The sequence below is a fragment of the Rhizobium sp. WYCCWR 11146 genome, assembly GCF_013591995.1.
Taxonomy (GTDB): Bacteria; Pseudomonadota; Alphaproteobacteria; order Rhizobiales; family Rhizobiaceae; genus Rhizobium; species Rhizobium indicum.
The window spans coordinates 40787-52882 of the sequence record NZ_JACCEY010000005.1 but is presented as its reverse complement, the minus strand read 5'-3'; the positions used below and the strand labels follow the sequence as shown (position 1 = coordinate 52882).

Genomic DNA, 12096 nt, shown 5'->3' with positions numbered 1-12096 from the left:
GGATCCTACAAGTCGCACTCACGCGAGTCGGCAAGGAAAAGCGATAAGGGGTGATCGAGGGGGCCTTGCGCAGCCACATAAACGCGGGGCGCATTGTAGGATTCACAGTAAAACGGACCATGAACGCGGCGGGCCACCCCCCTAGCTAAATCCGTGAAAACGCAAGGAAAAGAAGCTATGGGTGTGCAACCCGTCGATTTTGCCTTAACCCTTTGTTAACCTTAATTCTCTTGCGGCTATCTGAGAATCGGGAGATAGTTGCGAAAATTATGGCTATGGGGCCATTTTTTCGAAAGTTCAGCCTCCCGGGAAATAGTTTGCAAAATGAGCCATCAGCAGCCTAATCGTTTTGATATCGAGATTGCCCAGCAAGGGGCAAAGATCTCAAACGCGTTGCATATGCTGCGCAGCCAACAGTATCCGCCAGATGCTCGCAAGGGACTGCGCAAGTTCCAATTGGGAGAGGTCGCTGACTTCATCGGGGTCACCCAAAGCCATCTTCGACAGATTCATTCGGAAGGTAAGGGTCCCGAGATAGAATCGGTCAGTGGGCGGCGCTACTACACGGCTGACCAGATGCTCGAGCTTCGTGATTATCTGGAGGCCAATAAAAAATCTGATAAGAGATACTACGTTCCCCGTCGTCGTGAAGGCGAGCCGATGCAGGTCGTATCGGTCGTGAATTTCAAGGGCGGGAGCGGGAAGACGACGACCGCCGCGCACCTTGCTCAATATCTCGCTCTCACCGGCCATCGCGTACTGGCGGTCGACCTGGATCCGCAGGCATCGCTGACTTCCCTGTTTGGAATCCAACCTGAACTCGATGATACGGCCTCCCTTTACGAGGCGCTTCGTTTCGATGATGAACGGAGGTCGATCGCGGAAGTCATCCAGCCAACGAACATTCCTGGCCTGGACGTGGTTCCTGCAAATCTGGTCCTGCAGGAGTATGAGTATGATGTTCCCCTGGCAATCTCCTCCAAGAAGGGTGAGGACGGCCGACTGTTCTATATGCGCATTTTCAACGCCCTGAAGCAGGTGGACGACAGGTACGATGTCGTGGTCATCGATTGCCCACCACAACTGGGATACCTGACGATCACGGCGCTTATGGCCTCCACAGGCATCCTGATCACTATCCATCCCCAGATGCTGGACATCATGTCGATGAGCCAGTTCCTGATGATGTTGGGCGGCATAATGGGGCCGGTCGCAGAGGCTGGCGCCGAGATGCGTGTCGAATGGTTCCGCTATCTTGTTACGCGCTTCGAGCCGACCGACATCCCGCAAGCGCAGATGGTCGGGTTCATGCAATCCATGTTTGCCCAACAAATGCTGCGAAATCACGTCCTGAAGTCGACTGCAATCTCCGATGCTTCGATAAAGAAGCAGACCTTGTATGAGGTCGAGCGGGGCGATTTCGTTCGTTCCACCTACGACCGGGCCATGGAAAGCCTGAACGCAGCCAACGGCGAAATCATGGAACTAATCCACGGCGCATGGGGGCGGAAATGACGCACTTGTCAGCCGTTTTTTTGCAGAGTTTTGTAAGACATTTCAAACCTTTGTCGACGTTGAAAGCGAGTTTGGAGGCTGGCTATGGCACGTGAAAATCCATTTGCAAAACTGGACATGGCTTCAATCGCGTCTAACCAGACACCGACGAAGCCTGGCTACGGTATGACGGGTGCAGCTAAGACTGTCGTTCGGTCGATCGAGGACTTGGCCGAGAATACCAAGAAGCTTATGGAAGGCGAGGTGATCGTGGACCTGGATCCACGGGTGATTGACGTTTCCTTTGTCGCCGATCGTCTTTCCGACGATGGCGAGGAGTACCAGGAGCTTAAGCAGGCGATTAGCGAGTCCGGCCAGACGACGCCTATTCTGGTTCGACCCAGTTCGTCAGATAGTCAACGCTTTATGGTTGTCTTCGGTCATCGGCGTTTAAGGGTCGCGAAAGAGCTCGGAGTTCCGGTCAAGGCAGTTGTCAAAAAACTGGACGACATCACGTCCGCTATCGCACAGGGGCAGGAAAATTCCGCTCGATCAAACCTGTCGTTCATCGAGCGTGCGTATTTTGCACAGAACCTGCTCGCGTCCGGAATGACGAAGGACGTGGTCAGATCTTCGCTGGCGGTTGATGAGGCAATGCTCTCCAAAATGCTAGGCGTGGTCGATGTGGTCCCTGCCCCGGTCATCAAGGCTCTCGGCGCGGCCAAGAAAATCGGCCGCGACAAGTGGTTGAGCTTGCGCCAGCTGCTGCTGACCCCTGCCCTTCTGAAGATCGCCACGGGCTATGTGGAAACGGCTGAGTTTCTGAAGCTCGAGGAAGAGGCGAGGTTCGATAACCTGCACGGGTATCTCACCCGGTACAAGAACAAGTCAGCGGCCAAGAATCCGAAAAGCCCGAGATCGTCGAAAGAATGGACGTCGAGCGATAGTTCGCTGAGTCTCACAATGAATGCCAGGTCAAAGAAGGTCGCGATCGAGCTTTCGAATGCGGAAGCCAAACCCTTCAGCGATTGGCTTTCTAGCCGCATGGATCATCTGTACGACGAATACAGGCAGTCCAAACCTGAATGCAACGGAGATTAGACCGCAAAAGAAAAAGGCCCCCAAACGGTAAACCGCGGAAGCCTCTCTCGTTATCCTTAGCAAGATCGAGAATCGCATTTCCCGGAATCACAGTCAAGAGTTTTGGCACCGATTTGGTGAGCGGATTTCCTTTGCCTGAAGAAAGGTGAAAGAAAAATGCAAACGAGACATGTAACGACGCCCTTTGGGCGGCGGCCGGCGACGCTTGCCTTGGTGAAAGGGCAATTGGCGATCGCGGCTTCAACACCAGGCACGCGTGTCGAAAAGTGGAAAGTATTTCGCGATGTGTGCGAAGCGAGGGAACGCTTTGGCCTGCAAGACAGAGCGCTTGCCGTTCTCGATGCGCTTTTGACGTTTTATCCCAATGGAGAGCTCGACGCTGAACATGGACTCGTCGTGTTTCCGTCCAATGCGCAGCTATCCGTACGAGCTCACGGGATTACGGAATCGACACTCCGCCGGCAGCTCGGGGCGCTTGTCGATGCCGGGCTTATCCATCGCCGAGATAGTCCGAACGGCAAACGTTACGCACATCGCAATCGAGAGGGGGAAATCGAGCAGGCATACGGTTTTGATCTAACCCCGCTCTTGGTTCGCGCCAGCGAGCTAGCAATCTTGGCACAGGACGTCGCCGCAGAACGCATGCGCTTTCGGAGAGCAAAAGAAACTCTCACGATATGCCGACGCGATGTCCGCAAGCTAATCTCGGCTGCGGTCGAGGAGGGTGCGTCGGGTAACTGGGGTAAGGTGGAAACGGCGTATATCGATATCCTCGCGCGACTTCCTCGCTATCCAAACAGAGTACAGGTCGAATTGGCTCTCGATGAAATGGAGCTTCTGCGCGAAGAGGCGCTCAACATTCTGGCAACTCAGCTAAATACTGAAGATTTGCTGGGCAATGCCATTCAAAATGACCGCCACATACAGAATTCAAAACCCGAATCCATCTATGAACTTGAACCTAGCTCTCGAAAAAAGCTGGCTGAAAGCCCGGCGGAAAGAGCTCAGACCGAGAGTGAGACGGAAGGACGTCCGAAGGCGAGGCCTGAGCCGATCAAGGCCTTTCCGCTCGGTATGGTTCTTCGTGCCTGCCCGCAGATTGCCGATTATGGTCCCGGCGGGCGCATAGAACAATGGCGTGAGCTCATGAAGGCGGCCGTCGTGGTGCGTTCCATGCTGGGTGTGAGTCCGTCAGCTTACGAGGAGGCCTGCAACGCGATGGGGCCGGAAAATGCTGCGGTGGCAATGGCGTGCATTCTCGAACGATCGACTTTGATAACTTCTGCTGGTGGTTATCTTCGGGATCTCACCAAGCGCTCTCAGCGCGGGGAGTTTTCCCTCGGGCCGATGCTGATGGCTCTTATGAAGGTCAATGACGAAGGAAAGCGAAGAACCGCTTAGTCGGACGTTAGAAGCTTCGTAGAAACCGATTCTGTTTGTTTCATCGGAACAGGCATAACTTGTCAGCCGTTTTTTTTCATGATTTCCTCTTCTGATACAGTGAGTTATTCGCGTTGAAGAACAAATTTCCAGCGGGGACCGGGGTGATGTGGAAGGCGAAGGAAAAGCAACTGAGTGTTGAGCAGATCAATGGTCATGTTGCGAAGAGGAACCGCTTGATCGTCGGTCGAGCACCCGAGAACACCGAAATGCTGTTCACGGCAGCCGAACTTTACGGTGCTATGGCGCAGTGCTCCAGCAGAGCGAAGATGGATCAGCATGCGGCGAGAGCTCAGGTTCAGATGTGCCGCCATCTCATCGCTAGGCACGTCGATGACAAGAATGATCGATTCGCTTTGTTGGATACTGCTCGGACCCTGAAGGACTATGTCGGAAAAGCCATGACCGGCCTCGTTGGTGACGGCATCGCCTATCTTCAGATGGTTCGAGATGGATACCGTTGGGTAGATCATTTCGAAAACCACGCCGTCCATGGCAAGCCGCCAACCACCCGGTCGCCGGACTATGTCTTCAGTCGCACAGGAGATCTATTCGTCGCCCTTGCAGAGTCCAAAGCGACCAAGGGAGCTTCCAGGGCCGCTTTCACAAAAACTGTTAGGGACGGATATCACGGACAAGTCGAGCCCTATCTGGGCCGCAAGATCGGCACCTGGATCGCGTCGCATGGCTATGCCGTCGGCAGCTGGATGAAGTCGGTGAAGAAGGCCGAGATATTCATCGACCACACGGTGAGTTCAGGTTCGTCATCCGGTAACGGGGAGGACCCTTCCGAAAATTCTGATCCGCGGAGCGTGCGGTTCGGCAGCTATTGCGGCGTCCTGACTCTCCTGTTTGGGCCTGACATCGGAGAGGCAGCGCGCGATCGCCGCTGGAGACCTTCCGAGCAGACCTTCACCACCGTTGACTGGCTTGACCGGACGTGGATCGTCGGAGAAGACGCCGAGTGGGAGACGTTGGTCGTCACTGGGGAAGAGCACCTGATTTTCAAATCGGGGGCGCTGCGATTTGTGAATGGTATGGCGCTGGACATGGAAGTTGCTCGGCGTGTCTTTGCTTTGATCGAGTCGAGCGAAGGGGATTTGGATCTCATGGGAGAGCTTCCGGAGTTCCCTGCGGATCTCATCGAGGCAGCGAAGCGTTCCGGAGGCGCAATCTTTCCGGACGGCTTTGCCGTTCTCGGTCGGGAGGAAGACTTGAGCCACTTTTCGCGGATATCGGTGAAGCCGCCGGCGCAGGCCGCGCCTGCGTTGGTTGAAATCGAACTCCCGGCAGACGCCTTGGTCGCTGAGGGAATTCGGCTGATGGAGGCTCGATTGCCTTCAAGCTCCAACGCGGATGTTGTTGAGGAGAACCAGGCGCGGCTATTCCTCACTCATGAATAGCCGATGGTGTTTGTCCGATCGCTGCTTCTGCCCGAATGTCACGAAGCCGGATCCCGCCTGCGAAGAGCCTAAACCTGACCGCCTATGCCAGTTGTTGTGATCATGCCCAGGGGCGGATTTTCGGGCAGCGTGTATAAATCGACGTCAATTGGAACCGCACGGAGGATCGAAGGCACCCATGACTGTTGAAAAGCCGCCGAGGAGCGGACCCAGCCCCGAAGAGCAAGCGCGCATTTACGCTCGACGTCAGCGTGAACGGTACCGTTTCGACTCCAGCAAGATCGCCCGCGCGGAAAATGTCTACGTGGCCTGGATCGACCTCATGGGAGCGGGACACCTTATGTCTGTTTCTCTGGAAAAGCCCGCCAACGCGCTGGTTAGACTCCACATGGCGGTGGAGCATGCAATAGCAAAGAAGACATCCATCGAGACGCTACCAATCAACGACGGGGTTTTCATTCTCTCCCAGCACAAATCTGACATTGAACAGGTCGTGAGGTCGGTGATGATCGATCTCTCATCGATATTCATTTCTACTCCTGACCCTCAGAACAAGGTCCTTCTTCGTGGCGGTATCGCCTTCGGTCCGGTCTACCGCGGCGAAGCGATCGCTGCGGGTCTCGCTGCCGGCAAACGCGAAAAGCACAAGGAGGCACTCAGCCGTGTCGCTTTCGGGCCGGCAATCATTCAGGCGTATAGAGAGGAGGGCGCCGCGCCACCTTATGGTATCGCAGTTCATGAATCTGCCCGCTCTTTCGCGCCGCCAGCACGACGCCTTTCCTTATGACCCACTGGTTGTGGTGGCTGACGCATCCGGATCTCGAACATCCGGACGGTGCCCCGCCGCTCACGGTCCTCAAGGAGGTTCTGTGCGGTGACCTCATCAAGCATTTCGCTTGGCTTCGCTCGACCCTGCTTCTGCATGGACTTCCCGCCGAAAAGCTGACGCAATGGGAGCAGATGGCGCAGCAGTATTTCAGACTGAGGGCTCCCTCGTGAGACCTGGAGCCGACCGGTGAAAGCTTTCTGGCGCACCTTTGTTATTTTGTTGTTCCTGACGCCTCCTTCAAGCGGCAGTGAATTCAGGAGCACGGTATGGATCGGTGCTACTGAAGTCCTGAAGAGCGGAAGCGCTGGAACCCTCAGACCTGACTTCAACCCTCGTCTCCTAAGCCTCGATCATGAAGGCGCGTCAGACTTGGCGCCCAGGATCGCCACGTCATTACCGTCCTTGAACTCGAACTGACGTTTGATCACCTCGGCTGGCCTTTCTTCGCTCGGGTCTGAAACATTAAGCTGCACGCCGTGTGAATAAGAGACGCGTGGCGTGGCCATGTATTTCAGCATGGGGGCCGTAAAAGTCTCAGCTTTGTGGGTCAGATCGAATAGCAAAGCGCAGAATAACGCGATGTGATCAGTCCCATTGGGTTCCGACGGTGCCACCCACATGAACTGGTTTGGTGCTCCAAAGTAAGGAACTGCTCGCAGCGTTGGTGAAAAACCTTCTTGGGAATAGACGCCTAGCCCCTGCTTGAGCGAAAGAACCAGATTGTGCCTGAGCTCCGCCGGGACAGGGGGAGTTGCCTCCTCGTACGCTTTCAAGATCGCTTTGTTGATTTCGTCTGGCGCGGTGGCTTCGCGGTCAGAATTTCGGATCTCTTCGCAGATCAGGAATGTAATCAGCTGCTTTTCATTACCTATAGAGCCGACGCGCGACGCTGGCCCAGTCCATGCGAGATGTTTGATCTGCTTTTGAGCGGCCAATTTCCTAAGGGTCTCGGGCAACTCGGACTTTGTCTGGCACGACTTTACTTCACCGATCGCACAGACGGCTTCGGCAGCAAAGAAGAGTTGATCATTATCGCTTTCAATCAATGGGGATTGCGCCGAATCGAAAATAACCACGTCGGCTTGGGTCGCAATGCTATTCTCGCTGTTGACAACGAAACCCGTCGAGATTGCCAGCCGATGCGGCACAAACGATCTCAGGAATCGCCGGACAAGCTTTTCCCGATGTAGACCAAATTCTCCACTGTGAAACGTCTTGCCATCTTCAAAAAAAACATCACGTGCGTGGTCAAGGAATTCATTCCGGAAGGATTTGATCTTTCCATCCAACACGGCATTGAGTACGGCTTTCATAAGTTCTTCCTGATTGATGGCTAACTATTAGCTTACGTTTTAAATCATGCCAAAAGCCGAGCAGCCTTCCCGCTCCGCCTTTCTGCGCTGTTGTAGTAGCTGGATGCTTGCTGCACAGAGCGGTGGCGCGACTGTTCCATGGCTTCTTGCAACGGGATACCTCGATTAGCGGCTTCGGTTAGATAGCCGGATCGCATGCCATGCGCAGAAAGTTCTATGGGATCCAATCCCGCCATTGCCGCCCGCTGCTTGATGATCGCATTGACCGACTGCGGATCGATCGCCCGCCGCGACACATTTCCCCATCGCCCAATCGCCCGAAACACGCTGCCGCTGTCGATCTTCGCGGCCACCATCCATGCATTCAGCGCCTCGACCGGCCGGCCGGTCAGATAGACGATATCGTCCTGCTCGCCGGAGGTCGTCTTGGTGCGGCCGAGATGGATGGCGAGAGAGGGGAGGAGGGCGCCATTCTCGACCGGAATCGGCGGCTCGACGGTCAACTGTTCGCGGCGCAGCCCGGCGATCTCGCTGCGCCGGCGACCGCCGGAGGCGAAGGCAACCATCAGGATCGCCCGGTCGCGCAGATCGCGCAGACTGTCGGTGGCGCAGGTCGACAGCAGTCTTGCCAGGACGTCGCCGGTGACCGCCTTGGCGCTCTTGCGAAGACGTTGTCTTGGCGCGGCTCGGATCGCCAGCCGAATGGCTGATTTGAGGGCAGGGGAGGCGAAGGCGCCGTCAAAACCGCGCCATTTGGTCAGCGTCGACCAGTTCGCCAGCCGCCGTCGCACGGTGGCCGGCGCATGTGGACCGACGGATTTGAGAAACCCTTGGCGCCTGAGGCTTTCGTCGACGTCGGCCGGCATACCGTGATCGGGTGCGGAAGCACGCTTTTCCGGATCCCAGAGGTGATGCGCGACGAATTTCAAAAGCAGCGCCTCGGGTGCTGGCCAAGGCAGCGACAATCCGGTCGCTGCCATCCCCCAGGCTTCCAGATAGGTCAGATCCGAGGTCAGCGCCCGCAGCGTGTTGTCGCCCATGCCCTGGTTGACCAGATGGCGCAGCGTCTCGACATCCTGATCGGTGAGCAGCTCGGCAAGTTCGTCGCGGCGCTCGATCGGCAGCACGGCGGCAATGGTGTCGAGCTCTTCGGCGCGGCGCTCGACGGCGGTCAGTGATTTTTTGGCTTTGGCCACAGGCGCTCCGAAAGGACGTTTCTGGCGGCCATGACAGCCTGCTTTGCTGGGATCCTTGCTGATTTGCGCCGTGAAATCAATCTACCATCGATAACCAGTACTTATCGATGGTTAGAAGGCCAACCTACCATCATACCATGTGAGGAACTACAATATTGATATAGAGTTCGTATAAGAAATCATTTACTATGATTTCAATGGCTTACGATCTTACGAAAATCAGCATGACTGCCTTGATGGAACCGGCTTTTCGCGCCGGTATCGAATTGGCGCGTCTGGACGAGCGCATCGCCCGCTCGCCGGTCGGCCAGGGGTGGATCGAACGCCAAAATTTCGCCGATGCCTGCGCCTCGCTGTGGATCGACGGCGAACTCGTTCATCTCGAAGACCTCGTCCTCCACGACCACACCCGCGATATTCGCACACCCACCCATGAGCTCACCATCGCCCGCGACGTGTTGCGCACCCGCTGGCGCATTGCCGGCCAGCCACCGGGCTGGGCGTTATCGCCGGACGGCCTCCGCTCGCTCCGACAGACCTCGGAGATTGGGTCGGGCGGCGGGGACGAGGCGACGACGGCCGGAGTTATTCGGGCGGCGGTCGCGATCGACGCGGAAGGGGAGGGGGATGATGGTGACGACGTCAAAGATCTGCCCGGCGTCGATTATGCCGCGATCGATGCGCTGCTCGCGCGCTCTGACGCCGCGATCGAACGAGCCAAAAAGCCCGGCCGGGCTCCGGCCGATCCGCTGGTCTATGATCTCGATTGGGACGAGGACGAGCGGCTGGAGGAGTGGCGTGAAGTGTTGCGGCAACTAGAACATCTGCCGGCCGTGCTGCAGGCGATCGTTGCCCTGGATGGCTGGAACGAACTTTCGGTGCTTCAGCACGCGCCATGGCTCGGCCGGCTGCTTTCCGCATCCATTTTGCGCCAGGCCGGCATCATTACCGGCGCCCATCTTGCCGCCGTCAATCTCGGCCTCAAAACCATTCCGGTCGATCGGCGCCGGCATCGCGACCGAGAAACCCGGCTGCTCGCCATCGCCCACGGATTTCTGGCGGCCGCCGAGATCGGCATGAAAGAACATGACCGGTTGACGCTGGCGAAGACGATGATGGATCGGAAGCTGGACAGGCGGCGAACGTCTTCGAAACTGCCGGAGCTGGTGGAACTGGTGATGGCGAAACCATTGGTGTCGGCCGGCATGGTGGCGAAGACGCTCGACGTCACGCCGCAGGCGGCGCGGCGGATCGTTTTGGAGCTGGGCCTCAGGGAGATGACGGGGAGGGGGAGGTTTCGGGCGTGGGGGATTCTCTGACGAGTCTTTTGTCTGCTGTTTGTCGTCTTTGATGAGACCCAAGCTACCTCATGGCAAAGGGGATCACATTGTCACTTTCATCATGCGCGACCGGCGGTAACTGTAGTCCCGATACACTGGCAAACATCATATCATTTAAACCCGCCTCGTAAGCCAGCCGCCTCACTGCACCTGGAAAAGCTTTCTCAAGTTCCATCATGGCGGTTTGGAGCAATTCGGGTTCTTCGGCAGGAATTTTATCGTCGTAGCGCTCAGACTTTTTCTGGCCCGTTTTACTGAGGTGGATATAGCCCGTGCGATACTGGTCCGCAGAAATAATATTGAGATCATACGCTCGACGTATGATTGCAGCGGCAGACACTTTCCACCGCAACTTCATATCATATATTGCCTGCCAGTTTAGATTTCGCGCTCGACTGAACTCATGGATAAACGATGACCGAGGCAGCAGAAAAGCACTCGCGAAGCGATTAGCTTGCCCTTCAGTTACCTTGTCGCCCGTTTCGATGCCCCGGTGCATGACCAAATGTCCGCACTCATGTGCTAAGTCAAAACGTAGTCTAACAGCGGCGGGTTTGGCCTCACTTCGTATGATAAGTGGGCGAGGACGATCTATTGAAAGTGCATCAACCCTCTCCGAAACGCCGTTGAAGAAGCCGACCACGGCCCCAGCATTCTCCACAACGCGCATCATGCTAGAGATCGGACCCGAACCAAGTTTCCATACGCCTCTAGCAGCGTCTGCTGCTTCCTCTATCTCAGAAGCAGTATGGGCTTGGACGTCAGGAAAGGAAACTTGCGGCAGGTCGAGTTCCCGATCCAACGAGGCTACAAACTTGTCGAGCAAGGTGCCACGCGCTATGACTTGGCTGACAACGGACATTGGCGTGGTGCGCTGTTTGCGGAAATGACACTGCTCTGGACGCACGCTCCCCTTCAACGCCATGTAAAAAAACTGCGTGGTTACGCCGATCGCGGCGGCCAGCGCGTCAGTCATCTGTCCAGTAGGCAGTTTTGTGCCTTGCTCTAACTGGTTCAAATACTGACGTGTCGCGCCAACTCGCGCGCCCAGATCATCAAGCGTTAAACCTTGGGCAACGCGTGCTAGGCGCAAGCGCTCCCCTTCGAAAGTCAGGTGGTCAGGCATTTTGGTCTTCCGTCAGACTACCAGGCTCAGGAGCCGGTGGCACCGTCATCGCGCTTACGGTCAGAACGGACACCAACGGACGGCGGATCCAGTTTGACGATCTCCGAGGCTTCTCTACCCACTGTGCCCGTAAAGCCAAGGGTGCTATCAAACGGGACATTCCAATTCAGTACGGCAGTCTCTCCGTGAAACCCGACAAAGCTGACAGCAAGAACCGCGCCGTCAACGTCCGTTTCGACTGCGAACCGATAGGCCAAATCCTGTGCTTTTTCGTCCCGAAGGAATAGAAGGCCCAGCTGATTGAGTTCGCCAAAACTCTGTCGAAGTGTTCGAGATGTCGGTTCATCCGGCATCCCTTTATAAATCCGGACTGGGACTTCCCCAATTTTGAAAACCAACTGAAGAGTCCGGTCAATTACGGACAGCCAAGGATAACTTCCACCATCTGCAGCATTGAGAATGCGGAAACGGCCAAATTGGAACGCGCGGCAGCCGTGGGTCCAGCTATTATCACCGGCAGCTTCGTCATAACGCTCCAGCGCCGAATGTCGCCCATCAACAATCATGGACGCGACGGCGCAGAGCCTCTCCTCAGTGAGATCTGGATGATAGTCCCAAGGGGTGAGTTCCGTCAAAGCCGTCTCCTCTCTCTGTGTTCCCTATAATGGGCATTTCCGTGATTCTGTCAACTAGCCTTGGATTTGTAAACCGGGACATATTTTCTCCCCCAGCTACAGCGTTTTCAAGCTTGTTGGGCTTGACGCAAATTGAAAAGCGCAGTCTCTGGCTGAGCGAGCTGTCGTTGGAAGTATATGCTTCCGATTGTGGTCGCTGTATCAAAAGCTTGGGTGGGT

At 56.1% G+C, this 12096-nt stretch carries 11 protein-coding genes; 7 read left to right on the top strand and 4 right to left on the bottom strand.

Annotation, left to right across the window (positions count from 1 at the left end):
- Nucleotides 1–324: 324 nt before the first annotated feature.
- The 6 genes from repA (at nucleotide 325) to HX899_RS02430 (ending at nucleotide 6437) form a co-directional block, all read left to right on the top strand.
- Nucleotides 325–1515 (top strand): plasmid partitioning protein RepA, encoded by a 1191-nt coding sequence (repA, locus tag HX899_RS02455; RefSeq protein ID WP_087002812.1) that lies wholly within the window; start codon nucleotides 325–327, stop codon nucleotides 1513–1515.
- Between the two features lie 84 nt (nucleotides 1516–1599).
- Nucleotides 1600–2595 carry a plasmid partitioning protein RepB gene (repB, locus tag HX899_RS02450; RefSeq protein ID WP_127431486.1) on the top strand — a complete coding sequence of 332 codons (996 nt, stop codon included), beginning with the start codon at nucleotides 1600–1602 and terminating at the stop codon, nucleotides 2593–2595.
- Nucleotides 2596–2751: 156 nt separating this feature from the next.
- Nucleotides 2752–3996 carry a plasmid replication protein RepC gene (gene repC / locus HX899_RS02445; RefSeq protein ID WP_127431487.1) on the top strand — a complete coding sequence of 415 codons (1245 nt, stop codon included), beginning with the start codon at nucleotides 2752–2754 and terminating at the stop codon, nucleotides 3994–3996.
- A gap of 146 nt (nucleotides 3997–4142) precedes the next feature.
- Nucleotides 4143–5438: a hypothetical protein gene (locus HX899_RS02440; RefSeq protein ID WP_127431522.1), complete on the top strand. Its 1296-nt coding sequence runs from the start codon at nucleotides 4143–4145 to the stop codon at nucleotides 5436–5438.
- Between the two features lie 178 nt (nucleotides 5439–5616).
- Nucleotides 5617–6225 (top strand): hypothetical protein, encoded by a 609-nt coding sequence (locus HX899_RS02435; protein WP_127431488.1) that lies wholly within the window; start codon nucleotides 5617–5619, stop codon nucleotides 6223–6225.
- Entirely contained in the window at nucleotides 6222–6437 is a 216-nt protein-coding gene (locus HX899_RS02430; protein WP_127431489.1) for a hypothetical protein, read from the top strand. Before HX899_RS02435 ends, HX899_RS02430 begins: the two co-directional genes overlap by 4 nt.
- Nucleotides 6438–6617: 180 nt before the next feature.
- Here the strand turns inward: HX899_RS02430 and HX899_RS34925 are convergent, their stop codons facing one another.
- Both HX899_RS34925 and HX899_RS02420 read right to left on the bottom strand, forming a co-directional pair.
- Nucleotides 6618–7580 carry a DUF6602 domain-containing protein gene (locus HX899_RS34925; protein ID WP_244604860.1) on the bottom strand — a complete coding sequence of 321 codons (963 nt, stop codon included), beginning with the start codon at nucleotides 7578–7580 and terminating at the stop codon, nucleotides 6618–6620.
- Between the two features lie 44 nt (nucleotides 7581–7624).
- A complete protein-coding gene (locus HX899_RS02420; protein WP_127431490.1) occupies nucleotides 7625–8776 on the bottom strand; it encodes a site-specific integrase in 1152 nt (383 codons plus the stop codon).
- Between the two features lie 188 nt (nucleotides 8777–8964).
- Here HX899_RS02420 and HX899_RS02415 point away from each other — a divergent pair, with 188 nt between their 5' ends.
- The gene (locus tag HX899_RS02415; RefSeq protein WP_164735979.1) at nucleotides 8965–10095 is read left to right on the top strand and encodes an RHE_PE00001 family protein; all 1131 of its coding nucleotides are present in this window, start codon (nucleotides 8965–8967) and stop codon (nucleotides 10093–10095) included.
- A gap of 43 nt (nucleotides 10096–10138) precedes the next feature.
- Here HX899_RS02415 and HX899_RS02410 read toward each other — a convergent pair whose 3' ends face one another.
- Both HX899_RS02410 and HX899_RS02405 read right to left on the bottom strand, forming a co-directional pair.
- Nucleotides 10139–11242, bottom strand: coding sequence for an XRE family transcriptional regulator (locus HX899_RS02410; protein ID WP_244604861.1), 1104 nt, complete (start codon nucleotides 11240–11242; stop codon nucleotides 10139–10141).
- A 26-nt stretch (nucleotides 11243–11268) separates the two neighbouring features.
- The gene (locus HX899_RS02405) at nucleotides 11269–11877 is read right to left on the bottom strand and encodes a hypothetical protein (protein ID WP_112849394.1); all 609 of its coding nucleotides are present in this window, start codon (nucleotides 11875–11877) and stop codon (nucleotides 11269–11271) included.
- Between the last annotated feature and the right edge of the window lie 219 nt (nucleotides 11878–12096).

Bases quoted from the DNA above. Each gene is read 5' to 3' on its own strand.
- repA (WP_087002812.1), top strand. From the start codon at position 325: ATGAGCCATCAGCAGCCTAATCGTTTTGATATCGAGATTGCCCAGCAA.
- repB (WP_127431486.1), top strand. From the start codon at position 1,600: ATGGCACGTGAAAATCCATTTGCAAAACTGGACATGGCTTCAATCGCG.
- repC (WP_127431487.1), top strand. From the start codon at position 2,752: ATGCAAACGAGACATGTAACGACGCCCTTTGGGCGGCGGCCGGCGACG.
- HX899_RS02440 (WP_127431522.1), top strand. From the start codon at position 4,143: ATGTGGAAGGCGAAGGAAAAGCAACTGAGTGTTGAGCAGATCAATGGT.
- HX899_RS02435 (WP_127431488.1), top strand. From the start codon at position 5,617: ATGACTGTTGAAAAGCCGCCGAGGAGCGGACCCAGCCCCGAAGAGCAA.
- HX899_RS02430 (WP_127431489.1), top strand. From the start codon at position 6,222: ATGACCCACTGGTTGTGGTGGCTGACGCATCCGGATCTCGAACATCCG.
- HX899_RS34925 (WP_244604860.1), bottom strand. From the start codon at position 7,580: ATGAAAGCCGTACTCAATGCCGTGTTGGATGGAAAGATCAAATCCTTC.
- HX899_RS02415 (WP_164735979.1), top strand. From the start codon at position 8,965: ATGATTTCAATGGCTTACGATCTTACGAAAATCAGCATGACTGCCTTG.
- HX899_RS02410 (WP_244604861.1), bottom strand. From the start codon at position 11,242: ATGCCTGACCACCTGACTTTCGAAGGGGAGCGCTTGCGCCTAGCACGC.